This is a genomic window from Streptomyces puniciscabiei, assembly GCF_006715785.1.
Lineage (GTDB): Bacteria > Actinomycetota > Actinomycetes > Streptomycetales > Streptomycetaceae > Streptomyces > Streptomyces puniciscabiei.
The window spans coordinates 6,484,638-6,507,507 of sequence record NZ_VFNX01000001.1; the positions used below are offsets into that span (position 1 = coordinate 6,484,638).

At 71.9% G+C, this 22,870-nt stretch carries 17 protein-coding genes and 4 pseudogenes; 8 read left to right on the plus strand and 13 right to left on the minus strand.

What is annotated here, in order from left to right; translation table 11 throughout:
* Nucleotides 1-24 precede the first annotated feature (24 nt).
* The gene (locus FB563_RS30070; protein WP_055708886.1) at nucleotides 25-2,538 is read right to left on the minus strand and encodes a DEAD/DEAH box helicase; all 2,514 of its coding nucleotides are present in this window, start codon (nucleotides 2,536-2,538) and stop codon (nucleotides 25-27) included.
* Between the two features lie 145 nt (nucleotides 2,539-2,683).
* On the opposite strand from FB563_RS30070, the gene FB563_RS30075 reads away from it, so the two are divergent.
* On the plus strand, nucleotides 2,684-3,478 hold the full coding sequence (locus FB563_RS30075; protein WP_055708887.1) for a metal-dependent hydrolase: 795 nt from the start codon (nucleotides 2,684-2,686) through the stop codon (nucleotides 3,476-3,478).
* Between the two features lie 14 nt (nucleotides 3,479-3,492).
* On the opposite strand, the gene FB563_RS30080 is transcribed toward FB563_RS30075, so the two are convergent.
* The 4 genes from FB563_RS30080 to FB563_RS30095 form a co-directional block, all read right to left on the minus strand.
* Nucleotides 3,493-3,756: a type B 50S ribosomal protein L31 gene (locus tag FB563_RS30080; RefSeq protein WP_055708888.1), complete on the minus strand. Its 264-nt coding sequence runs from the start codon at nucleotides 3,754-3,756 to the stop codon at nucleotides 3,493-3,495.
* Between the two features lie 60 nt (nucleotides 3,757-3,816).
* Nucleotides 3,817-4,284: a DUF5709 domain-containing protein gene (locus FB563_RS30085; protein WP_055708889.1), complete on the minus strand. Its 468-nt coding sequence runs from the start codon at nucleotides 4,282-4,284 to the stop codon at nucleotides 3,817-3,819.
* Nucleotides 4,285-5,076: 792 nt separating this feature from the next.
* A complete protein-coding gene (locus FB563_RS30090) occupies nucleotides 5,077-6,858 on the minus strand; it encodes an ABC transporter ATP-binding protein (RefSeq protein ID WP_055707312.1) in 1,782 nt (593 codons plus the stop codon).
* Complete coding sequence (locus FB563_RS30095; RefSeq protein WP_055707313.1) at nucleotides 6,855-8,660, minus strand: ABC transporter transmembrane domain-containing protein; 1,806 nt, start codon at nucleotides 8,658-8,660, stop codon at nucleotides 6,855-6,857. Before FB563_RS30095 ends, FB563_RS30090 begins: the two co-directional genes overlap by 4 nt.
* Before the next feature lie 276 nt (nucleotides 8,661-8,936).
* On the opposite strand from FB563_RS30095, the gene FB563_RS30100 reads away from it, so the two are divergent.
* The 3 genes from FB563_RS30100 to FB563_RS30110 all read left to right on the plus strand — a co-directional run bounded on the left by FB563_RS30100 (nucleotide 8,937) and on the right by FB563_RS30110 (nucleotide 13,017).
* A complete protein-coding gene (locus FB563_RS30100; RefSeq protein WP_055707314.1) occupies nucleotides 8,937-9,674 on the plus strand; it encodes a L,D-transpeptidase family protein in 738 nt (245 codons plus the stop codon).
* A 184-nt stretch (nucleotides 9,675-9,858) separates the two neighbouring features.
* Nucleotides 9,859-11,469 (plus strand): peptide-N4-asparagine amidase, encoded by a 1,611-nt coding sequence (locus FB563_RS30105; RefSeq protein ID WP_324615852.1) that lies wholly within the window; start codon nucleotides 9,859-9,861, stop codon nucleotides 11,467-11,469.
* A 171-nt stretch (nucleotides 11,470-11,640) separates the two neighbouring features.
* Nucleotides 11,641-13,017 (plus strand): cation:dicarboxylate symporter family transporter, encoded by a 1,377-nt coding sequence (locus FB563_RS30110; RefSeq protein ID WP_055707316.1) that lies wholly within the window; start codon nucleotides 11,641-11,643, stop codon nucleotides 13,015-13,017.
* A 175-nt stretch (nucleotides 13,018-13,192) separates the two neighbouring features.
* Here FB563_RS30110 and FB563_RS30115 read toward each other — a convergent pair whose 3' ends face one another.
* Nucleotides 13,193-13,642 carry a MarR family winged helix-turn-helix transcriptional regulator gene (locus tag FB563_RS30115; protein ID WP_055707317.1) on the minus strand — a complete coding sequence of 150 codons (450 nt, stop codon included), beginning with the start codon at nucleotides 13,640-13,642 and terminating at the stop codon, nucleotides 13,193-13,195.
* Between the two features lie 113 nt (nucleotides 13,643-13,755).
* On the opposite strand from FB563_RS30115, the gene FB563_RS30120 reads away from it, so the two are divergent.
* Both FB563_RS30120 and mltG read left to right on the plus strand, forming a co-directional pair.
* Nucleotides 13,756-15,564 carry an ABC transporter ATP-binding protein gene (locus FB563_RS30120; RefSeq protein WP_055707318.1) on the plus strand — a complete coding sequence of 603 codons (1,809 nt, stop codon included), beginning with the start codon at nucleotides 13,756-13,758 and terminating at the stop codon, nucleotides 15,562-15,564.
* A gap of 87 nt (nucleotides 15,565-15,651) precedes the next feature.
* Nucleotides 15,652-16,536 carry an endolytic transglycosylase MltG gene (mltG, locus tag FB563_RS30125; protein ID WP_055707319.1) on the plus strand — a complete coding sequence of 295 codons (885 nt, stop codon included), beginning with the start codon at nucleotides 15,652-15,654 and terminating at the stop codon, nucleotides 16,534-16,536.
* Between the two features lie 12 nt (nucleotides 16,537-16,548).
* Here mltG and FB563_RS30130 read toward each other — a convergent pair whose 3' ends face one another.
* The 5 genes and pseudogenes from FB563_RS30130 to FB563_RS45545 all read right to left on the minus strand — a co-directional run bounded on the left by FB563_RS30130 (nucleotide 16,549) and on the right by FB563_RS45545 (nucleotide 18,738).
* A complete protein-coding gene (locus FB563_RS30130; RefSeq protein WP_055707320.1) occupies nucleotides 16,549-17,628 on the minus strand; it encodes an NAD(P)-binding domain-containing protein in 1,080 nt (359 codons plus the stop codon).
* Nucleotides 17,629-17,805: 177 nt separating this feature from the next.
* Nucleotides 17,806-17,919, minus strand: a pseudogene (locus tag FB563_RS45540) (alkanesulfonate monooxygenase); the annotation flags it as partial.
* Between the two features lie 16 nt (nucleotides 17,920-17,935).
* Nucleotides 17,936-18,097 (minus strand): annotated as a pseudogene (locus tag FB563_RS30140) (ABC transporter substrate-binding protein); the annotation flags it as partial.
* Between the two features lies 1 nt (nucleotide 18,098).
* Nucleotides 18,099-18,515: pseudogene (locus tag FB563_RS44245) on the minus strand (ABC transporter permease); the annotation flags it as partial.
* A 139-nt stretch (nucleotides 18,516-18,654) separates the two neighbouring features.
* A complete protein-coding gene (locus tag FB563_RS45545; RefSeq protein WP_313884353.1) occupies nucleotides 18,655-18,738 on the minus strand; it encodes a putative leader peptide in 84 nt (27 codons plus the stop codon).
* A gap of 121 nt (nucleotides 18,739-18,859) precedes the next feature.
* Here FB563_RS45545 and FB563_RS30150 point away from each other — a divergent pair, with 121 nt between their 5' ends.
* The gene (locus tag FB563_RS30150; RefSeq protein WP_055707323.1) at nucleotides 18,860-19,282 is read left to right on the plus strand and encodes a secondary thiamine-phosphate synthase enzyme YjbQ; all 423 of its coding nucleotides are present in this window, start codon (nucleotides 18,860-18,862) and stop codon (nucleotides 19,280-19,282) included.
* 125 nt (nucleotides 19,283-19,407) lie between these two features.
* Nucleotides 19,408-19,632 (plus strand): annotated as a pseudogene (locus FB563_RS44250) (amidase); the annotation flags it as partial.
* A gap of 369 nt (nucleotides 19,633-20,001) precedes the next feature.
* Here FB563_RS44250 and FB563_RS30160 read toward each other — a convergent pair.
* Entirely contained in the window at nucleotides 20,002-20,793 is a 792-nt protein-coding gene (locus tag FB563_RS30160; protein ID WP_055707324.1) for a helix-turn-helix transcriptional regulator, read from the minus strand.
* A 210-nt stretch (nucleotides 20,794-21,003) separates the two neighbouring features.
* Nucleotides 21,004-22,863 carry a hypothetical protein gene (locus FB563_RS30165; RefSeq protein ID WP_055707325.1) on the minus strand — a complete coding sequence of 620 codons (1,860 nt, stop codon included), beginning with the start codon at nucleotides 22,861-22,863 and terminating at the stop codon, nucleotides 21,004-21,006.
* Nucleotides 22,864-22,870: the final 7 nt, after the last annotated feature.

Below are 22,870 nucleotides of genomic sequence, written 5' to 3' on the forward strand. Positions count from 1 at the left end.
ATCACACAACTGGTCGTCAAGGGTTCACAGTTGACCGACATCGGTGACGCGGACGACCGCTCGGCCCTCGGCGTCCGAGGCGGCGAGATCGATCTCGGCGCTGATGCCCCAGTCGTGGTCGCCGTTCGGGTCGTCGAAGATCTGGCGGACGCGCCAGAGGCCGTTCTCCGGCTCCTCGTTGATGACCAGCAGCTTGGGACCGCGGGCGTCAGGACCGGTGCCGAGGTCGTCGTACTCGTCCCAGTACTTGTCCATCGCCTCGCCCCAGGCGTCGGCGTCCCAGCCGGACTCGGCGTCCATCTCGCCGAGCTCCTCGACCTGGTCGAGGGCGGCCAGCTCCACGCGGCGGAACATGGCGTTGCGGACCAGGACCCGGAAGGCGCGCGCGTTGGCGGTGACCGGCTTGACCTCGTCGGCCTTCTCCTGGGCCTCCTCGGCGGTCATCTCCTCCGGGTTCGCCAGCTGCTCCCACTCGTCCAGCAGGCTGGAGTCCACCTGCCGCACCATCTCGCCCAGCCACTCGATCAGGTCCTGCAGGTCCTCGGACTTCAGGTCGTCCGGGATGGTGTGGTCGAGGGTCTTGTAGGCGCTGGCGAGGTAGCGCAGCACGATGCCCTCGGTACGGGCCAGCTCGTAGAAGGACACCAACTCCGTGAAGGACAGGGCCCGTTCGTACATGTCGCGGATCACCGACTTCGGCGACAGCGGATGGTCGCCGACCCACGGGTGGCTCTTGCGGTAGGTGTTGTACGCGTGGAAGAGCAGCTCCTCCAGCGGCTTCGGGTACGTGATGTCCTGGAGGCGTTCCATGCGCTCCTCGTACTCCACGCCGTCAGCCTTCATGGCGGCGACGGCCTCGCCGCGCGCCTTGTTCTGCTGGGCGACGAGGATCTGTCGCGGGTCGTCCAGGGTGGACTCGACGACGGAGACCATGTCGAGGGCGTAGGAGGGCGATTCGGGGTCGAGGAGCTCGAACGCGGCGAGGGCGAATGTGGACAGCGGCTGGTTGAGCGCGAAGTCCTGCTGCAGGTCGACCGTGAGCCGGACGATACGGCCCTCGGCGTCGGGCTTGTCGAGCTTCTCCACGATTCCGCCGTCGAGCAGCGACCGGTAGATCGCGATCGCCCGGCGGATGTGCCGGAGCTGCTGCCTGCGCGGCTCGTGGTTGTCCTCCAGGAGGTGGCGCATCGCCTCGAACGCGTTGCCCGGGCGGGCGATCACCGACAGCAGCATCGTGTGCGTCACCCGGAAACGCGAGGTCAGAGGCTCCGGTTCCGATTCGATCAGCTTCTGGAAGGTGTTCTCCGTCCAGCCGACAAAGCCCTCCGGCGCCTTCTTGCGCACCACCTTGCGCCGCTTCTTGGGGTCGTCGCCCGCCTTCGCCAGCGCCTTCTCGTTCTCGATGACGTGCTCCGGCGCCTGTGCCACGACGAGCCCCGCCGTGTCGAAACCGGCTCGGCCGGCCCGACCCGCGATCTGGTGGAACTCCCGCGCCCGCAGGGTGCGCACCCGGCTGCCGTCGTACTTCGTGAGAGCCGTGAACAACACCGTGCGGATGGGCACGTTGACGCCCACACCGAGCGTGTCCGTGCCGCAGATGACCTTCAGAAGGCCCGCCTGGGCGAGCTTCTCCACCAGGCGCCGGTACTTGGGCAGCATGCCCGCGTGGTGGACGCCGATGCCGTGCCGGACGTAACGGGAGAGGTTGCGGCCGAACTTGGTGGTGAAGCGGAAGTTGCCGATCAGCTCGGCGATCTGGTCCTTCTCCTCGCGCGAGCACATGTTGATGCTCATCAGCGCCTGGGCCCGCTCCACGGCCTGCGCCTGCGTGAAGTGCACGATGTACACCGGAGCCTGCTTGGACTGCAGCAGGTCGGTGAGCGTCTCGGTGAGCGGAGTGAGCTTGTACTCGTAGGAGAGCGGCACCGGGCGGGTCGCCGAGCGGACCACCGACGTGGGGCGGCCGGTGCGACGGGTGAGGTCCTTCTCGAAAAAGGAAACATCGCCCAAAGTGGCCGACATCAGGATGAACTGCGCCTGGGGGAGTTCCAGCAACGGGATCTGCCAGGCCCAGCCACGGTCGCCCTCCGCGTAGAAGTGGAACTCGTCCATGACGACCTGGCCCACGTCCGCGTCCTTGCCGTCGCGCAGCGCGATCGACGCCAGCACCTCGGCGGTGCAGCAGATCACGGGCGCGTCGGCGTTCACGGAGGCGTCGCCGGTGAGCATGCCGACGTTCTCGGTGCCGAACAGCTTGCACAGCTCGAAGAACTTCTCCGACACCAGCGCCTTGATCGGGGCCGTGTAGAAGGTGACCTCGTCCCGGGCCAGCGCGGCGAAGTGCGCTCCCGCGGCGATCATGCTCTTGCCGGAGCCGGTGGGCGTCGAGACGATCACGTTCGCCCCGGAGACCACCTCGATCAGCGCCTCCTCCTGATGGGGGTAGAGGGTGAGGCCGCGCTCCTGCGCCCACGACTCGAAGGCTTCGTACAGGGCGTCGGGGTCGGCGGTCGGCGGCAGCTGATCGATGAGGGTCACGCCCCCATCTTGCCCGGCCTTGCCCCCGAGAGGGGAATCGGCTGCGGGCAGGAAGATCATGACCGCTACTCTGTGTCGCCGACAGGATGTCAGCGCACCAGGTCAACTGGACAGCGGTACACGAGGAATGGGGCGGGAAGCGGCCATGATGGGACCAGCACACTCACTGTCGGGGGCCGCGGCCTGGCTCGGCGTCGGGGCGGCAGCCGCCGCGGCAGGTCACCCGATGCCCTGGCCGGTACTCCTGTGCGGCGCCCTGATCTGCGCCGGTGCCGCGCTCGCCCCCGATCTGGACCACAAGGCGGCCACGATCTCGCGCGCCTTCGGGCCGATCTCGCGCTGGATCTGCGAGATCGTGGACAAGCTGTCGTACGCCGTCTACAAGGCGACCCGGATGAAGGGCGACCCGCGCCGCTCCGGTGGGCACCGTACGCTCACGCACACCTGGCTGTGGGCGGTCCTGATCGGTGCCGGCTGCTCGGGAGCGGCGATCGCGGGGGGCCGCTGGGCCGTGCTCGCGATCCTGTTCGTGCACATGGTGCTGGCGATCGAGGGACTGTTGTGGCGGGCGGCACGCGGCTCCAGCAGCGATGTCCTGGTCTGGCTGCTGGCGGCGACCACCGCCTGGATCCTCGCGGGCGTCCTGGACAAGCCGGGCAACGGCTCCGACTGGCTGTTCACGGCACCGGGCCAGCAGTACCTGTGGCTGGGGCTGCCGATCGTGCTCGGCGCTCTGGTGCACGACATCGGGGACGCGCTGACGGTGTCCGGCTGCCCGATCCTGTGGCCGATCCCCGTGGGCCGCAAGCGCTGGTACCCCCTGGGTCCGCCCAAGGTGATGCGGTTCCGCGCCGGAAGCTGGGTGGAGCTGAAGGTGCTGATGCCCGTGTTCATGCTGCTCGGCGGCGTGGGCTGCGCGGCGGCCCTCAACGTCATCTGAGGTACCCCGCGGGCTCAGGTCGCTTCGCCGGCCCCCGCCTCGCCGTACCGGCGCTCGAAGCGGGCGATGCGGCCCTCGGTGTCGACCGTGCGGGCCTTGCCCGTGTAGAAGGGGTGGCTCTCCGAGGAGATCTCCACGTCGATCACCGGATAGGTCCGGCCGTCGTCCCACTCGATGGTCTGCTCGCTCCGCGCGGTGGAGCGGGTCAGAAACGCGTAGCCGGCGGCGCGGTCGCGGAACACCACGGGGTGGTAGTCGGGGTGCTTGTCCTGCTGCATGGCGGCTCCTCGGGCGGGGCGGTCGGGCAGGGCGTGGGCGGGCCCGCCGGGGACGGCGGGTCAGCCGGGCAGGGAATCCTCGTCGACGATGTGCATTGCGGCCTCCTCCGCCGAGGCGGCCGCGCCGTCGATGCCGACGTCGGTGGCGACGAGGGCGGCCTCCTCGTCCTCGTGCGCTCCTTCGTCCGGGGCCACCAGCCGGCCGGAGCGGAGGTTGCCGACCTCGTTGTCGAGGAGTTCCCCGTCGCTGTCGCGGTCACCGATGTCGTCGCCGGCGGGGGCGACGAGGTCGGGCTGCTCCTCGGCCAGCCGCTGGTCCAGGGTCTCGCCCGCCTGGCGTTCGGCCGCTGTCACCCCGATGTGCTCCACCGCCCAGGGCCGCTCGGGAGGGGACCAGCCACGGTCGAGCGGGTCGGCGACGCCGTCGAAGTCCAGTGTGTCCTCGACGTCGAGCACCCCCGAGTCCTCCCGGATCTCCGAGGGATCGGGCTGGTAGACGTCGTCCCCCCAGCCGTCGGCGCTGTCCACGAGTACCTCCAGGTGGTGAGGACGGCCATGTGCCGCCGCGAGGGGCGGCGGGCCGCCGGCACGCGTGGCACGAGGACGAGGGTCACACGCCGTGAAGCGGGTGGTTCCGGGGCGTTCCTCGCGCCTGTGCCGTTTTCCAGACTTCCACCCCTGCTCGGCACCGCGCAACGGCACGGGCGCGGGTCATTGCCGGCGGTCTCCCACCGGCACCGATCACACCCCCTTGCGTGCCCTCGCGCCCTGTCCCGGCTGCCCGAAGTGCCGGGAGGGGCGGCTGTGTGCCGCTCCGTCGTGATGCGGCGGGGCCGAAGGCCGGCGCTGGCCCTCGTCGGGCGCCCGCCCTCGGCGGCCAGGCCGTCCGGGGGTCCGGCAGCCGTGCCTGCGGCACCCGGTGGTGCGCAACCGGTCACTGTCGGCAGCGGTGCGGTGATCGCGGGGAGCGGCCTTGCCGGCGGGCACTGCGCCGCGGCACCGATCACACCCCCCTTGCGTGCCCTCGCGCGCCCCGTGGCCCGGCTGCCCGAAGTGCCGGGAGGGGCGGCTGTGTGCCGCTCCGTCGTGATGCGGCGGGGCCGAAGGCCGGCGCTGGCCCTCGTCGGGCGCCCGCCCTCGGCGGCCAGGCCGTCCGGGGGTCCGGCAGCCGTGCCTGCGGCACCCGGTGGTGCGCAACCGGTCACTGTCGGCAGCGGTGCGGTGATCGCGGGGAGCGGCCTTGCCGGCGGGCACTGCGCCGGCGGTCTTGCCGGCGGGCGCTGCGCCGCGGCATCGGCCGCCCGAGCGCTCGCCGGCTCCTCAGCCGTGCCAGGACCGCCACAGCGCCGCGTAGGCGCCGTTCGCCGCGACCAAGGCGTCATGGCTGCCCAGCTCACTGATGCGGCCGTCCTCCACGACGGCGATCACGTCGGCGTCATGGGCGGTGTGCAGACGGTGGGCGATGGCGACCACGGTGCGGCCGTCCAGTACCCGGGCCAGCGAGCGTTCCAGGTGCCGGGCCGCGCGCGGGTCCAGCAGCGAGGTCGCCTCGTCCAGGACCAGCGTGTGCGGATCGGCGAGCACCAGCCGGGCCAGCGCGATCTGCTGGGCCTGTGCCGGGGTGAGCGCAAGACCGCCGGAGCCGACCTCGGTGTCCAGGCCCTCGTCCAGTGCCCGTGCCCAGCCGTCCGCGTCGACCGCGCCCAGCGCCGCCCACAGCTCGGTATCCGTGGCGGTGGTGCGGGCCAGCAGGAGGTTGTCGCGCAGGGAGCCGACGAAGACGTGGTGCTCCTGGTTGACCAGGGCGACGTGCGACCGGACGCGTTCCGCCGGCATCCGGGACAGCTCGGCGCCGCCCAGGGTGATCCGGCCGTCGCGGGGTGCGTAGATCCCGGCGAGCAGCCTGCCCAGGGTCGACTTGCCCGCGCCCGAGGGGCCGACCAGGGCCAGGCGGGTGCCCGGGGCGACGTCGAGGGACACCTTGCGCAGCACGTCGACACCCTCGCGGTAGCCGAAGTGGACCCGGTCGGCCCGCAGGTCCCGCCCGTCCGGTGCCAGCGAGCCGTCCCCGGCGTCCGGCTCGATGTCCCGCACACCGACCAGGCGGGCCAGCGACACCTGGGCGACCTGCACCTCGTCGTACCAGCGCAGGATCAGGTTCACCGGGTCGACGAGCATCTGCGCGATGAGCGCACCGGTGGTCAGCTGCCCGACCCCGATCCAGCCGCTCAGGACGAAGGCCCCGCCGACCATGAGGACCGAGCCGAGCACGATGATGTGCACGGCGTTGATGACCGGGAACAGCACGGACCGCAGCCACAGCGTGTACCGCTCCCAGGAGGTCCACTCCTTGATCCGCCGCTCCGACAGGGCGACGCGACGGGCACCGAGCCGGTGCGCCTCGATGGTGTGACCCGCGTCCACCGTCTCGGCGAGCGCGGCGGCCACGGCCGCGTACCCGGCGGCCTCGGAGCGGTAGCCGGAGGGCGCCCGCCTGAAGTACCACCGGCACCCGGCCACGAGCACCGGCACGGCGAGCAGTACGGCCGCCGCAAGCGGCGGAGCCGTGACGACGAGCCCGCTGAGCAGCAGCAGGGCCCACACGACACCGATCGACAGCTGTGGCACGGCCTCGCGCATCGCGTTGGCCAGGCGGTCGATGTCGGTGGTGATGCGAGAGAGGAGATCGCCCGTCCCTGCCCGTTCCAGCACGCCCGGCGGCAGGCCGACCGACCTGATGAGGAAGTCCTCGCGCAGGTCGGCCAGCATCCGCTCGCCGAGCATCGCGCCGCGCAGCCGCACCTGCCGGGTGAACACGGCCTGTACGGCCAGCGCGAGCACGAACAGCCCGGCGGTCAGGCCCAGATGAAGGACCCGAGACCGGTCGGACACCCGCTCGACCAGGCCGCCGAGCAGGTAGGGACCCACCATGGAGGCGATCACGGCCACCGTGTTGACGCCGATGAGCAGCAGGAACGCCCGGCGGTGCCGACGGAACAGCTCGGTGACGTAGACGCGCACGGTCGCGGTCGCGCCGACGGGCAGGGTGGTGGCGGTCGTCGGGGCCGCCGGGTCGTACGCCGGCGGCGCTACGCCGATCATGCGCTCTCCTCGATCTCTTCCAGTTCCTGGCCTGCGCCCACCAGGGCGCGCTCGTCGGCCGAGGCCGGCTCGTCGTCCGTCTCCCGGGTGACCACGGCCCGGTATCGCGGCTCGCTGTCGACCAGTTCGCGGTGCACGCCGACCGCCACGACCTCGCCCTCATGGACCAGGGCGACCCGGTCCGCGCGGTCGAGCAGCAGCGGGGAGGAGGTGAACACCACGGTCGTGCGGCCCGAGCGCAGCCGGCGCAGTCCGTCCGCGATCCGTGCCTCGGTGTGCGAGTCGACCGCGGAGGTCGGCTCGTCCAGCACCAGCACCTCCGGGTCGGTGATCAGCGACCGGGCCAGCGCGAGCCGCTGGCGCTGGCCGCCGGACAGGGACCGCCCGCGCTCGGTGATGCGGGCGTCCATCGGGTCGGCGGCGTCCAGCGATCCCTGGACGAGCGCGTCCAGGACGTCGCCGCACTGCGCCGCGGCCAGCGCGTCCGCGGCCCGTACGGCTCCCGAGGCGGGCACGTCGAGCAGCTCGCGCAGCGTGCCGGAGAGCAGCACCGGATCCTTGTCCTGGACGAGGACGGCGGTACGCGCGCTGTCCAGGGGGAGGTTGTCCAGCGCCACCCCGCCGAGCAGCACCGAACGGCCCGGCTCGGTCGGGTGGCCGCCCAGCCGTTCCGCGAGTCTGCCCGCCGCGTCCGGGTCGCCGCAGACCACGGCGGTGAGCCGGCCGGCGGGAGCGAGCAGACCGGTGCCGGGGTCGTACAGGTCGCCGCCCGGCACCTCTGCCTCGAGGGTGCCCTCGGTGGCCGTGGACCGCTCCAGCGACAGCACGCGGGCCGCCCGTTTGGCCGAGGGGCGCGAGAAGGAGTACGCCATGGCGATCTCCTCGAAGTGCCGCAGCGGGTAGTTGAGGATCATGACCGCGCTGTAGACGGTGACGAGTTCGCCGACGGTGATGCGGCCCTGCCGGGCCAGGTGGACGCCGTGCCAGACGACGGCGATGAGCAGCAGTCCGGGCAGCAGCACCTGGACGGCGGAGATCAGCGACCACATCCGGGCGCTGCGCACCGCGGCGTGCCGCACCTCCTGCGAAGCACGGCGGTAGCGGTCGAGGAACAGCTCCTCGCCGCCGATGCCACGCAGCACCCGCAGCCCGGCGACCGTGTCCGAGGCCAGTTCGGTGGCCCGGCCGGCCTTCTCGCGCTGCACATCGGCGCGGCGCGTCGCCCGGGGCAGCAGCGGCAGCACTGCGAGGGCCACGACGGGCAGTCCCACGGCGACGACCACGCCCAGGGCGGGCTGGTAGACGAGGAGGGCGACACAGACCACGACGACCGTGAGCGCGGCCGCGGTGAACCGGGAGACGGCCTCGACGAACCAGCCGATCTTCTCGACGTCACCGGTGGAGACGGCCACCACTTCGCCGGCCGCGACCCGTCGGGTCAGGGCGGAGCCCAGCTGGGCAGCCTTGCGCGCCAGCAGTTGCTGGACGCGGGCGGCGGCGGTGATCCAGTTGGTGACGGCGGCCCGGTGCAGGAAGGTGTCGCCGAGGGCGATTCCCGTGCCGCACAGCAGCATCAGACCACCCGTCAGGGCGAGCTCGGTGCCGGAGCGCTCGACGACGGCCTCCACGGCCTGACCGACGCAGAAGGGCAGGGCCGAGACGGAGACGAAGTGCAGTATGCCCCAGGCGAGCGACTTCAGCTGTCCGGCCAGCTGGTTCCGCCCGAGCCACCACAGGAATCGGGGACCCGAACGTGCGTCCGGGACGCCCGGATCGGAGTACGGAAGGTCTTGAATCTGCATGACGTCCCAGTTGCTCGTGTCAGGAGGGAAGGGGTGACGAGGGGATGGGGTGAAGGGAGGACGGGAGAGGAGCGGTGACAAGCCGTGAAAGGTTCGCGTCGCCGAGTGGTGGATTTCAAACGGTTTTCCCGACGGAGCGGCGAAATCCACCGGCTTCCGGCCACTGGCCGGGCGGTCGACGGAGCGCGAGGCCGTCACCCGAATGTCCAGAAGATCGCACAAACACCCGTTATGTGATGCCACGATGGGTGCGTGCGGATCCAGAGTGTGCGGCGAATGGCGGTCGCGGTGACGGCTTTTGGAACTCTGCTGGCGACTCTGTCGGCGTGCGGCACGGGCACCTCCGGGCCGGCCCGCGCCGGCGGGGCGACGGGTTCGCGCGGCGAGGCCGGGTCGAGCCCGTCGGTGCCGGCCCTCCCCACGGCCGACCCGACCCGCATCCCGGGCGTCGGTCACCGGCTCTACCGGCAGATCCCACGTGACTCGGACCAGGTCGTCGTGGTGTATGGCGAGGCCGAGGACTCGGCCGACTCCACGGTCGTGCTGTACACCCGGGAGGGCGCGCAGTGGCGGCCGGTGGCCGACTGGCCGGGGCACAACGGCCGGTACGGCTGGACCACGGACCATCACATGGGTGACGAGCGCAGTCCCGTCGGCGTGTTCGGTCTCTCCGACGCGGGGGGTGTGCTCGGCAACCCCGGCACCCGGCTGCCGTACGACCAGGACGAGGGCGCCTACGCGCCGCCGAACGACTGGGACGAGGCGCACCAGCACGACTTCGACTACGTCATCGCCATCGACTACAACCGTCTCCCGGGCACCCCGCCGCACGACCCCACGCGCCCGGAGGGCGACGACAAGGGCGGCGGCATCTGGCTGCATCTCGACCACGGCGACGGCACGTCCGCGTGCGTCAGCGTGTCCAAGGACGCCATGGAGTACCTGCTGCGCACGCTGGACCCGGTCCGGCACCCCGTGATGGTGATGGGCGACCGGGCGGAACTGCGCGCCTGAACGCACCGCCGCGTTGGCGCCGTCCGGCGGCCAGGACAGGCCCGGCCCCGATGGGGGCGGCTGGGCGCCGACGCACACGATGAGCGACTCCGCGCCGACGCGGCCGACGCGCCCGACGTACGATCGCGCCGTTGTTCCCGAGGCGTCATTGCGCCGGGTCCCGACTGGCCGTAGAACACCGGCCATGAGAAGACGGATAGTCATGTCCATGCTTGCCGGAGCGACCCTCCTGGCGAGTGCGCTCTTCGGCACCGGAGCCGCTACGGCCCAAGCGGCCGATGTTCCAGCCGAGTTCGGTACCGATTGGCACGACCCGGTCACCGCGGCGCCGCCCGTCGAGCGGCCGCACACCAAGTCGTGCCAGGTCACCCTCGCCGACGCCCAGTTCCGCGACTTCACGCCGTACCGGGGCGCGTACACCCCGCCCCAGGGCTGCGGCGACCACTGGAGCAAGGTCGTGCTGCGACTCGACGGCAAGGTGAAGGGCCGTCAGTACGACCGCCTCGGCTATCTGCACGTCGGCGGGGTCGAGATCCTGCGCACCTCCACCCCGGAGCCCTCGCCCGACGGCATCGCATGGCACGTCGAGAAGGACGTCACCCGCTACAGCGACACCTTCCGCAGCCCGCAGGACGTCGAGATGCTGATCGGCAACGTCGTGGACGACACCTACACAGGCGTCATCGACGTGCACGTCACCCTGACCTTCTACGCCGGCCGCCCCACGCAGCGGACCCCCGACCGCGTGCTCACCCTCGCCGACACGCCCGGCGGCACGACCCTCACCACCCCGCGCAACAGCGAGCGGATCGTCGCCGAGGTCTACGCGACCGGTTCGGGCGGCGGCTGCGAGGAGTTCTGGTACCTGACCGTGGCCGACCCGGCGTCGTACTCCTGCAAGGCCGATCACGGCCCGTACCGCGAGGTGCAGATCAAGGTCGACGGCCAACTCGCGGGAATCGCCGCGCCGTTCCCGAACGTCTGGACCGGCGGCTGGTCCAACCCCTTCCTCTGGTACGTCATTCCGGCGCCGGGCGCCTTCGACGTCCGGCCGATCGAATACGACCTCACGCCTTTCGCGGGCCTGCTCGACGACGGGCGCCCGCACCGCGTCGAGGTCTCCGTCGTCGGAGTGCCAGCGGGCCAGTCGGGCTGGAGCGCACCGGTGAACGTCCTGGTCTGGCAGGACGCGTACCGCTCCCACCTGACGGGGGCGCTCACCGGGAACAGGGCGACGGACATCGCCAACTCCTCCGTCTACACGCCCGGTACCGAGAACCGCGTGAACACCGAGGCCGGACACCGGCTCACCGTGTCCGGCTACCTCGACACCTCGCACGGCCGCGTGACCACCACCGTCACCCGGACGCTCGCCAACACCTCCGTCCACCGCTGGACCGACGGCGAGAACACCGACGGACTGGACGCGACCTGGTCCGACGACCAGACGGTCACCGTAGGCGGCCACGGTCCCGCCCGGACCACGCACACCGACCGGACGTACACGATGCACGGCGCGACGACCGTCGGCACGGACGACAGGCTGCGCACTGTCCTGACGCTCGGCGACCGCGCGTCGGTCGTGGAACTACGAGAGGGCCGGCGCATCGCGTGGTCCCGGCTCGACGACACCTACAGCGGTGACGCGGCGTACACCATCAACGTCCCGCGCGACCAGCGGCATGCGGTCGGCACGTCGAGCGAGCGCTATCGGCTGTACGGCTCCGACGGCTGCTACGACCGTTCGCTGACCACGGTTCAGGGAGTGCTGACGGAGGATCGCGAGCGCTGCTGAGCACGGCGCGATGTCAGGTGCGCCACGCGGCGGGTGATTTACACGGCTGTGACACGGGCGTCTCCATGGGGATCAACAACGCCTCCAGAGTGATCGACGCGGAAACTGCTTTCCGCATCACAGAAGTCCCGTCCGGCTTCCGTGAGTCGACGTCCCCTTCCAGGAGTGCCCGTGCCGCAGTCCGTACCGTCCCTGCCGCGACGCGTCGCACGCATACTGCGTACCTCCCTCTTCGCGCAGGTCGCCTGTGCGCTCGTGCTCGGCATCGTCGTCGGGAAGCTGTGGCCCGGCGTGGCCACGGACCTTCAGCCGCTCGGTGACGGTTTCACCCGGCTCATCAAGACGATAATCTCCCCGCTGGTGTTCTGTGTTGTCGTCGTCGGCATCGCCAAGGCCGGTGATCTGAAGGCGTTCGGCCGGATCGGGCTCAAGGCCCTGATCTGGTTCGAGGTCGCGAGCACGGCGGCCCTGATCATCGGCCTGATCGCCGCCAACGTCGTCCGGCCCGGCTCCGGCATGCACGTCGACCCGTCCGCGCTGAGCGCCAAGGCGGTCGACGCGAAGACGGGCGGCGGCTCGCTGCCCACGACGACCGAGTTCATCGTAAATGCGCTGCCCACCAGTTTCATCGGCGCCTTCGCCGAGAACTCCCTGCTCCAGGTGCTCGTCCTGGCCTGCCTGGTGGGCGCCGCGCTGCTGCACCTCGGGCACACCAAGGTGCCGCAGGTGCTGCCCGCCGTCGAGCAGGCCCAGGAGGTCATCTTCGCTATCGTCGGCTTCGTCATGCGACTGGCGCCGATCGCGGTGTTCGGCGCGATGGCCGTCCTGATCGGCCAGTACGGGCTCGGTGTGATCGAGACGTGCGCCGAGCTGATCATCCTGTGCTACGTGGCCGCGGCGCTGTTCATCGTGCTGCTCGCCGTCGCCCTGCGCATGCTCACCGGGCTCAGCCTGTGGAAGTTCCTGCGCTACATCCGCGAGGAGATGCTGCTCGCGCTCGGCACCGCCTCCACCGAGTCGGTCATGCCGCGCGTGATGCAGAAGCTGCGCAAGGCCGGCGCTCGCGACGACGCGGTGGGCCTGGTGCTGCCGACGGGCTACTCCTTCAACCTCGACGGCGCCTCGCTCTACCTCTCCATCGGCACGCTCTTCATCGCCCAGGCGGTGGGCGTCGACCTCGGCCCGGGCCGCCAGATCACGGTGATCCTCGTGCTGATGCTGACCAGCAAGGGCATGGCGGGCGTGCCCGGTTCGGCCTTCCTCGCGCTGTCCGCGACCGCGACCTCGCTGGGTGTCGTCCCGGCCGGAGCGGTCGCCCTGCTGCTCGGCGTCGACCGGATCATGGACTCCATGCGGGTCACCACCAACCTGCTCGGCAACTGCGTCGCCGTGTTCGCGGTCTCGCGCTGGGAGGGCGCGCTGGACATCGCGCGGGCGAAGAAGGTGCTGGACGGGGAGATCGCGTCCATACCCGACGAGGGTCAGGGGTCGGAGCCCGCAGTCGGGGTACGGCCGGCCGCCAAGGAGCCCGCGCCGGAAGCGCGCTGACCGTCGAGAGCTCGCTCCGCAACGTCGGCTGAGCGTCGAGGAACTCGTTCTGCAACGTCGGCTGAGCGTCGAGGAGCTTGCTCCACACGTGGGTGATCGCAAACCGGCGGGCCGTGCGTGCACCGAGGGCGGTGTGCGGCCCGCCGCGCTGTACACGGAGCCCGGTGCGCCGCGTTCAGCAGCGCTGGCCGCCGTCCCCCTCGATGAGGGTGTCCAGCAGCACGCCGAGCACCTGGCGCTCCTTCTCCGTCAGCGGAGCGAGGATCTCCTCGGCCGCCGAGCGGCGTGCGCCGCGCAGTTCGCGCAGGGTCGTGCGCCCTTCGTCCGTCAGCTCGATCCGGGTCACCCGTCGGTTCGCCGGATCCGCCACCCGCCGTACCTTCCCGCTCGCCTCCAGCCCGTCGACCAGCGTCGTCACCGCGCGCGGCACCACCTCCAGGCGCTCGGCGAGGTCGGCCATGCGCGGCGGCGAGGCGTAGTGCGCGAGGGTGCGCAGCAGCCGGGACTGGGCCGGGGTGACGCCCAGGTCGTGCCGTTCCAGATGGCGTTTCTGGATGCGGTGCACCCGGCGGGTCAGCCGCAGCAACTGCTCGGCGAGCAGGCCGTCGGAATCGGGGGTGGTCATGCGGGAACAATATCAGGATGCCGTTCATTGTGAGTATAGGTAACAATGAGCTACGATCCGTTCGTCATCGTCGGCCGACCCCGGCCGACGCCCGTTCACCTCCGTAGGAGCCCATGCATCCCGACCGAGAACCGTCCTGGACCCCGCCTGCCGACGCCAAGGAACAGCCCCGGCAGGTGCGCCGCATCCTGAAGCTCTTCCGCCCTTACCGCGGGCGGCTCGCGATCGTCGGCCTGCTGGTCGGCGCCTCCTCGCTGGTTTCGGTGGCCACGCCGTTCCTGCTCAAGGAGACGCTGGACGTCGCGATCCCCCAGGGCCGCACCGGCCTGCTCAGCCTGCTCGCGCTCGGCATGATCCTCAGTGCCGTCCTCTCCAGCGTCTTCGGCGTGCTCCAGACGTTGATCTCGACCACCGTCGGCCAGCGCGTCATGCACGACCTGCGCACCGCCGTCTACGGCCGCCTGCAGCGCATGTCGCTCGCCTTCTTCACGCGCACGCGCACCGGCGAGGTGCAGTCCCGGATCGCCAACGACATCGGCGGCATGCAGGCCACCGTCACCTCGACCGCCACCTCCCTGGTCTCCAACGCCACCAGCGTGGTCGCCACGATCGTCGCGATGGTCGCCCTCGACTGGCGGCTCACGATCGTCTCCCTGCTCCTGCTGCCGGTGTTCGTGTGGATCAGCCGCCGCGTCGGCAACGAACGCAAGAAGATCACCACACAGCGGCAGAAACAGATGGCCGCGATGGCGGCCACCGTCACCGAGTCGCTCTCGGTCAGCGGCATCCTGCTCGGCCGCACCATGGGCCGCTCCGACTCGCTCACCGCGTCCTTCGCCGAGGAGTCCGAGCGCCTGGTCGACCTGGAAGTGAGGTCGAACATGGCCGGGCGCTGGCGCATGGCCGTGATCACCATCGTCATGGCCGCCATGCCCGCCGTCATCTACTGGACGGCCGGCCTGGCCCTGCAGTTCGGCGGCCCCAAGGTCTCCCTGGGCACCATCGTGGCGTTCGTCTCGCTCCAGCAGGGACTGTTCCGGCCGGCCGTGAGTCTGCTCGCCACCGGTGTCCAGATCCAGACCTCCCTCGCCCTGTTCCAGCGCATCTTCGAGTATCTGGACCTGCCCATCGACATCACCGAGCGCGAGCGGCCCGTCCACCTCGACCAGGTCAAGGGCGAAGTCCGCTTCGAGGGCGTGGAGTTCCGCTACGACCATGACAGCGGGGCCCGCGCCGTCCTCGACGGCGTCGACATCACCGTGCCGGCGGGCGGCAGCCTCGCCGTCGTCGGCCCGACCGGTGCCGGCAAGTCCACGCTCGGCTATCTGGTGCCCCGCCTCTACGACGTCACCGAAGGCCGCGTCACCATCGACGGGGTCGACGTCCGGGACCTAGACTTCGACACCCTCGCCCGCGCGGTCGGCGTCGTCTCGCAGGAGACGTACCTCTTCCACGCCTCGGTCGCCGACAACCTCCGATTCGCCAAGCCGGACGCCACGGACGAGGAACTGCAGGCGGCGGCCAGGGCGGCGCAGATACACGACCACATAGCCGCGCTGCCCGATGGCTACGACACGGTCGTCGGCGAGCGCGGCCACCGATTCTCCGGCGGCGAGAAGCAGCGCCTCGCGATCGCCCGCACCATCCTGCGCGATCCGCCGGTCCTCATCCTCGACGAGGCGACCAGTGCGCTCGACACCCGTACGGAGGCGGCCGTACAGGAGGCGATCGACGCCCTGTCGGCCGACCGGACGACGATCACCATCGCCCACCGCCTGTCCACGATCCGCGGCGCCGACCAGATCGTGGTCCTCGACTCCGGACGGGTCGCCGAACGCGGCAGCCACGAGGAACTGCTGGAACTGGACGGGCGGTACGCCGCGCTGGTGCGCCGGGACGCGCAGCTCGAACCGGCGAGCTGAAGGCGGCCGGGACCGACGCGCTGACGCTGTGACCGACAGACCGAACAGATGCCGGGTTCATGGTGATATGCGTATTACCGTTCCCGCATGCAGACGAACATTCCGCCACGGAGCACGATCCGACTGACACGCCGGGGCAGACTCGTCCTCGTCGTGGCCGGCGCCGTCGTGGCCGGTACCGCCGTGGCGGTGCCGCTGCTGACGATGAACAGCGGACCCGAGCAGACACCGGCCGCCACACTCGTCGTCCCTGAGGGCTGGCGTGCGAGCCAGGTGTACGACGCGATCGACAAGGCCCTGAGGCTGCCTCCCGGAAGCACACGCAGGTCCGTCGCAAAGGCCGGTCTGAAGCTGCCGAGGGACGCCGCCGGGAACCCGGAGGGCTATCTCTACCCGGCGACATATCCCCTACGGAAGGGAGCGACCCCCGAGTCCCTGCTGCGCTTCATGGTCGACACCGCCGACAGCAAGTTCGACGCGGCGCCGATCGCGGCCGGGGCGCAGCGCAACGCGACGAACCTCTACCAGACCGTCACCATCGCCAGCATCGTCCAGGCCGAGGCCGCGACCAAGGCGGACATGGGCAAGGTCGCCCGGGTCGTCCTCAACCGGCTCGAGCGCGGGATGCCGCTGCAGATGGACTCGACGATCAACTACGCGCTGAACCGCAACACCGTCCACACCACCCAGGACGACACCCGCATCGAGAGCCCCTACAACTCCTACCAGCGCATGGGCCTGCCGCCCACACCGATCGACAACCCCGGCGAGGACGCGATGCGCGCCGCGCTCAACCCGACGCCGGGCGACTGGCTGTACTTCGTCACGGTCAAGCCCGGAGACACCCGCTTCACCTCCGAGTACGCGACGCACATGCGCAACGTGGCGGAGTTCAACTCCCTCCACGAGGGCACCGGCCGGCCGCAGAGCCCGAGCCGGACTCGGTCCTCCTCGCGGTCCTCGGCCCGCTGAGCCGGCGGTACGTCACGCGGCGACCGGCTGTTCCCCGGCCAGCAGTCGCCTGATGTCCCGGACGGCCGCGCGGCCGGCCCGGTTCGCGCCGATGGTGCTGGCCGACGGCCCGTAGCCGACGAGATGGACGCGCGGATCGGCCACCGCCCGGGTGCCCTCGACCCGGATCCCGCCGCCCGGCTCGCGCAGCCGCAGCGGACGGAGGTGATCCAGCGCGGCACGGAACCCGGTCGCCCAGAGGATCACATCGGCGGTGACGTGCCGTCCGCCGTCCCACTCCACACCGTCCGGGGTGATCCGGTCGAACATCGGCTGCCGGTCCAGTACTCCGTCCGCGAGCCCCCGCCGGACGGCGTCGTTGAGGGGCAGCCCGGTGACCGAGACCACGCTGCGCGGGGGCAGACCCTGGCGCACCCGCTCCTCCACTAGCGCGACGGCCGCGCGGCCCGCCTCCGGGTCGAACGAGCCCTCGCGGAACACGGGAGGCCGCCGGGTCACCCAGGTGGTCGCGGCCGCGTACGGGGCCAGCTCCAGCAGGTGCTGGGTACCCGAGGCGCCGCCGCCCACGACCACGACACGCCGGCCGGCGAACTCCTCGGGTCCGGCGTACTGCGCGGTGTGCAACTGCCGCCCACGGAAGGTCTCCTGGCCGGGATAACGGGGCCAGAACGGCCGGTCCCATGTGCCGGTCGCATTGATCAGGGCGCGCGTCGACCAGGTGCCGGCCGAGGTCTCCACGAGCAGCCGCCCGCCGTCTCCCTCCCGTACCGCGCGTACGTCGACGGGCCGTCGCACGCGCAGGCCGAAGGTGCGCTCGTACCGGTCGAAGTACTCACCGATCACCTCCGCCGAGGGGCGCGCGGGGTCGGCGTCCGTCAGCTCCATGCCGGGCAGCGCGTGCATCCCGTGCACCTTGCCGTACGTCAGCGAGGGCCACCGGAACTGCCAGGCGCCGCCCGGCGCGGGGGAGTGGTCGAGGACCACGAAGTCGCGGTCCGGCTCGAAACCGGTGCGCCGCAGATGGTAGGCGCTGGACAGCCCGGCCTGACCGGCGCCGATGACAACAACCTCGACCTCACTCGATTCGTTCACGATTCTACTAACCTGGTTCCGGGCGTGGATCTTCCCGAGTGCCCGATGGGCAGGGCCCCGGAGCCGGACAGGGCCCCGCCACGCCCCGGCTCAGCGTCCGCCGGAGACCAGCAGTGGCGTCTGGCCCCCTGCGACCGGAGTCGCCGTACGGTCCAGCAGGCCACGGGCCGACATGCCCGGGGCCCGGACCCCGGCGGCCTTGCGGGCGCCGGTGGGGCCGTAGGCATGCCGGTCGACCAGCGTGCGCCCGTCGCCGCCGGTCGGCGGGAACCCATGCGGTCGTACGGTCATGCCGATGTCTCCTTCCTCAGCCCTTGGCCGGGGTCGTCGACGGCGGCAGATCACCGTTGAACCGCGTGTCCACGAAGTTGCCGAAGTCCACCTTCTGCGGGATGAGCCTCAACTTGGCGAAGCTGTCGACGATCTGCTGCTCGGAGGCGACGAGCGGCTTGTCTACGGCGACCGCGACACTCCACCAGGTCCTCACCGACGCTGAACAGCCCCGAGACCAGGGCGAGTCCGGTACCGATCAGGGTCCCGAACAGCAGCCCGAACGCGACCCGCTGCAGCGAGGTGCCCAGGGCCGACGGCAGCGAACCGTCACTGACCAGGTCCCAGCCGACCTGACCGATACGGCCCGGTGACGCGAGCACATCCGCCGTCAGCACGCCAGCGGCGCTGAGGAGTTGCCACAGGGCGAGTAGCAGGACCGGGCCGGCGGTGCGGCGCAGCCAGCGGGGGATGCGCAGGCCGCGGAAGGAGGCGGGGACGACGGGCTGGAGGTCCGGGGCGGAGCGTTCGGAATGCGCCGCCCCGCGATCGTCGGAGTTGGGTATACCGGAAATATCCGGATCGGAAGAGCTGGGTGGGGCATGGCTGATGCTCATGGGCTGCTCCACGGAGGGGAAGAGCACGGGTGGGGAGTACGGGGGACTCGGCTCGTACGCCGACAGGTCATGCCCGCCTCAACGTGAGGTCACGGGCGGGGCAGCGGAGCCCGGGAGGGGGGAGAAACGGAAAAGGGCGTCAGCGGCCGCGGCGACACGCGGCGGAGGCCACCCGCAGCAGGTCGATATGACCGCGCGTGGTGAGCAGGGCTGAACGCAACATGCGGCAGAACGTAGCCAGATGCCCGGCCCACGGTCAATGGCGTCTCGATCTGTGGACCGGCGTCTCAGGACGTGCTCCTGCCACACGGTGCGGAAGCCGGCGTATGAGCCAGGATGGGGGCATGCCAGATGCCTTCACCACCCGCATGCTGCACATCTCCACCGGTTCCCGGGAGCGCGTCGTCGACCTCACCGCCGACTGCGAGGACTTCCTGCGCGAGGCGGCGGCCGGCCGCGACGGCCTGCTCAGCGTCTTCGTCCCGCACGCAACGGCCGGAATCGCCGTCATCGAGACGGGCGCCGGCAGCGACGACGACCTCCTTGCCGCCCTGCACACCCTGCTCCCCGCCGACGACCGCTGGCAGCACCGCCACGGCAGCCCCGGCCACGGCCGCGACCACGTCCTCCCGGCCCTCGTCCCACCCCACGCCACCCTGCCCGTGATCGCCGGCCGCCTGGAGCTGGGCACCTGGCAGTCGGTCTGCCTGGTCGACACCAACAGGGACAACCCCAGCCGCCAGGTGCGGCTGAGCTTCCTCGGCTGACGCATGTGCCGCAGCTGCGTCGTCCTGGCCCAGGTCGGGGCGCCGGCATGAGGTGGTCTCGCGGGGTGCGCGGCAGGCGACGGCAGGAGATCGTCTCTCGGACGATCCAAAATCGACTCGTGGGCCCGGGCACGCTTGGTGTGGCGCACAACGTGACGCTGCCGCCCCCGCGCCACGAGCGCCTCCCTGACTTCCGGGTCCTGGTCCTCGACAACCATCCGCTCATTCCGACCGGTTCCGCTGTGCGGACGGGCGTGAACCGGGTGGCCGACGCGCTGGTCGACGGCGGCACACGCGTCGAACGGCACAGTCCCCTGCTGCCCGACCTGACCGAAGCCGCCACGGTCTGGCCCGGCGGCTCCCGGTGTCCAGCCCGACCAACTGCCAGCCCTGACCGGCACGTTCGGCAACCGGGTCGCCGAGCTCGACCGGATGAACAGCCTGTGCGGCGAACCCGGCAGGGTGCGGCTCGCCGTCCTCGCCGGGCTGCCCGGGGTGGGCAAGACGGCGCTCGCCTGCCGCTGGGCGGACACCCGGCGCGCGTACAGCTGCGAGGCCGACGCGCGGGAGGAGCTCGCCGGCCTCGCGCGGCGGACCGGCCGCCACCGGGACCGGGTGCGCGCTTGGCCGACCCGCGTCCTCGGGAACCTCGAGACGAGCATCGGCTCGGCTCCGGCGGACCGCTCCACAGCAATGAATCGCGCAAGTCGCGCTCTGGCTCAGGGTGGACCGGGTGACGGCACCAGACCGAGTCGCTGGGCGCGCAGCACGGTGCCCAGCCGGTCGCGGGTGCCCAGCTTGCGGTAGATGTTCTCGACGTGCTTGTGCACCGTGCGGACGGAGATGCCGAGGCGACGGCCGATGGCGTCGGCGGTGAGCGCGTCGGTGAGCAGCAGCAGGACGGTCGTCTCGCGGGGCGTCAGCGCGCAGTCCGCCGCCCGCTCGTCCGGCGCTCCGCCCGGCCCGAGCCCGCGCCGCCACTCCTCCAGCAGCAGCCGCTGCCGCTCCACGGCCGCCAGCAGCGGCTGCGCGCGCTCCGCCATGGCGAGATGGTCGTCGGTGAAGTCCCTACCGGCGCGGTAGACCAGGCACCCGGTGACCGGGGTGGTGCTCTCGGGAAGCGGCACGCCCAGCACCTGATCGACGTCGAGCGCTTCGCCCAGCAGACGCGCCGTGGGACTGCCCGGCCAGCGCCGCCCCGCCGCCCGACGGGCGGTGACGGGCAACCGGTCGGTCCTGTCGGCATAGTGCCGGGCGAAGGGATATCCCGCGCGGAGCAGGGCCAGGTCCGATTCCCCGAGCCGGCCCAGCTCGGCGGCGGCAGCATCGGGCGCCGCACCGATCGTGCCCGCGTGCTCGCTCCAGTCGTCCAGTTTGTGGATCGCCGCCTCGCCGCCGCACAGATCCGTCAGGGCGCCGGCGAGCATCGGCCACAGGTGCGCGGGCTCCCGATCGTGCAGCGCCGCCACGGCGACCGCCGTCATGCGCTCATAAGCCTTGTCCAGCCCCACCTGTTCCTCTCCGGTCGCCTCGCGGCCCGTCCTCGGCCGTCCACGTACGTACTTGTACGCATACCCCCGCGGCCCCCGGCTGTCGCACACTGCAACCCGCGGCACCGGCCTGTGCGGACCTCCGTGCGGCGGGCCGCCGGCACGGGGGAACGGCGGCCCGTCCGGTGTCGCGTCCCTTCACCCCCGCACTCCGGCCGGGGCCCTCTCGCGCTATCCCGACCAGGCCGCGACGCACAGCGCGCGGTCCACCTCCTCGGTGTAGCGGGCCGCAGCCAGCCAGGCGCGGGCGAAGCGGTCCGGGTCCACCGGGAGGAGACGGCCGAAGACGTCCCGGGAGCGCTCCGCCGCCGACGCGTGCAGTTCCTCCAGCAGACCGCCCGCCGTGGCCAGCCCGGACCGGCTCAACCGCCGGGCGTCGGCGCCCGTGTCACCCGGGAAGGACAGCACCCGCCGGCCTCCCGAGACCGCCTGCTGGACGCGGCGGCGCAGCAGATGGAGCGGAGCCTCCTCGACGCTCGGCGCCTCCCGTACCGGGGACGCGGACGCGGTCGGCAGGTCCGCGCGCTGCAGCCGGTCCAGGCCCACGTCGACCCGGGTACCGGACCGCGCCGGATGCTCGGTGGCCAGGAGCTGGGCCCGGGGGTGCGGGGCCGGGACGAGCCGGGCGACGACCCGGAGCGTGGCGCCCCGGGCGGCGGCCAGCAGCCGCAGGTTGTCCCGGTGCGCGAGCGCGGGGTGGTCGTGGGCGGCGGTCAGCCGCAGTACGACACCGCCGCACCCGGCGAGCAGACAGTCGCCCGCCGCCTCCACCGCCGTACCGAGCAGGGTGACCTCCAGGAACAACAGGTCATGGCCGCCGTTCAGGGCGCGGATGAGCTGCTCGGCCATGGGGGCCGCCCAGAGCCGGTCCAGCGGCTCCTCGCGCCAGCCGGCACCCGACGCCCTCACCGCCCGCACGCCGGCGCCCGCCCCGAGCCGGCCGGTGGGGGAGACGGTGGCCCCCGACACCGCGAGGCCCGCGCGCGACAGCTCACGGTGGGTCAGGGCCGTGTCACCGAGCCGGACCGTCCGGTCGGCCGCCTCCACCGCACGCCCGGCACCACCCGGAGCGACATCGGACACCTGGTACAGCCGCCCCTCGGCGTCGGCGGTCCAGGTGACGGCACCCGCGTAGCCGCTCGCGGTGAGCACCGGCTCGGAGAACAGGCCGTACAGCCGCAGCGAGCCGTCCGGGCGGTACGGCTGCCGTGCGGTGCCGCGCAGGTCGGCCAGTTCGGCGCCGGTGGCGTGCGGGACGCGGTGCGCCACGGAGAGGACGTCACGCAGACCACCGACCAGGTCCACCAGACGGTGGGCGGGGTCGCCCGCGCGGGCCGCGCGCAGCGCGGTGACCACGGAGACGGCAGAGGCGGCCGCTCGGTGCAGGCCCGCGAGCCGCGCCGTGTGCGCGGCCCGCAGCAGCTCCGCCTGGAGCACCGCGCCCGCGCCGTCCGCACCGGCGTCGAGCACGGCTGCCGCGGCCGCACGGAGCGCGAGGACGGCGGAACGCCGCCCGGCGCCGGCCCGCTCACCCTCCGACACCTCTTGCTCGGCTCCCGATGTCGTCGGCTCGACCGCGCCTTGCCGGGCTCCGGCCTTCTCCTGGGCGCCCGCCCCTCGCTCGGTGCCGTCCGGCCTCCGCTCGACGGCCTCTTGCCCGGCGCCCGGCGTCTTCGGTCCGACCGACGCCTCGGCGGGGGGCGTCGACTCCTCGGAACTCTGCGCGGCAGCCCCGGAGTCGGGGTCGGCGATCGGTGCCATCGAGGCGGCCGCCGCACGGTGGAGGCAGTCCGGGGCCAGCAGGCAGCCGCAGCGGATGCCGTCCGCGTCGGTCACCGTGCCGTCCGGTGCGTGCAGTTCGAGGTCGGTGTCGTCGTCGACGGCTATGCACACCGTGTCGCCGTCTCGGCGGGTCGGCCGGTCCGCCAGCTTGGCGATGCCCGCGTCGAGGCGTTTGCGCAGCCGGGGCGGCAGCGCCGCGACGAGACCGGCGGTCACGGACGGGGCGACCGGTGGCAATTCCTGCCGCATGCCCTGG

Excerpts from the sequence above, each read along its gene's own strand:
- FB563_RS30165 (WP_055707325.1), bottom strand. The coding sequence starts at position 22,863 with ATGCGGCAGGAATTGCCACCGGTCGCCCCGTCCGTGACCGCCGGTCTC.
- mltG (WP_055707319.1), top strand. The coding sequence starts at position 15,652 with ATGCAGACGAACATTCCGCCACGGAGCACGATCCGACTGACACGCCGG.
- FB563_RS30115 (WP_055707317.1), bottom strand. The coding sequence starts at position 13,642 with ATGACCACCCCCGATTCCGACGGCCTGCTCGCCGAGCAGTTGCTGCGG.
- FB563_RS30075 (WP_055708887.1), top strand. The coding sequence starts at position 2,684 with ATGATGGGACCAGCACACTCACTGTCGGGGGCCGCGGCCTGGCTCGGC.
- FB563_RS30120 (WP_055707318.1), top strand. The coding sequence starts at position 13,756 with ATGCATCCCGACCGAGAACCGTCCTGGACCCCGCCTGCCGACGCCAAG.
- FB563_RS30090 (WP_055707312.1), bottom strand. The coding sequence starts at position 6,858 with ATGATCGGCGTAGCGCCGCCGGCGTACGACCCGGCGGCCCCGACGACC.
- FB563_RS30100 (WP_055707314.1), top strand. The coding sequence starts at position 8,937 with ATGGCGGTCGCGGTGACGGCTTTTGGAACTCTGCTGGCGACTCTGTCG.
- FB563_RS30150 (WP_055707323.1), top strand. The coding sequence starts at position 18,860 with ATGCCAGATGCCTTCACCACCCGCATGCTGCACATCTCCACCGGTTCC.
- FB563_RS30095 (WP_055707313.1), bottom strand. The coding sequence starts at position 8,660 with ATGCAGATTCAAGACCTTCCGTACTCCGATCCGGGCGTCCCGGACGCA.
- FB563_RS30080 (WP_055708888.1), bottom strand. The coding sequence starts at position 3,756 with ATGCAGCAGGACAAGCACCCCGACTACCACCCCGTGGTGTTCCGCGAC.
- FB563_RS45545 (WP_313884353.1), bottom strand. The coding sequence starts at position 18,738 with ATGTTGCGTTCAGCCCTGCTCACCACGCGCGGTCATATCGACCTGCTG.
- FB563_RS30105 (WP_324615852.1), top strand. The coding sequence starts at position 9,859 with ATGAGAAGACGGATAGTCATGTCCATGCTTGCCGGAGCGACCCTCCTG.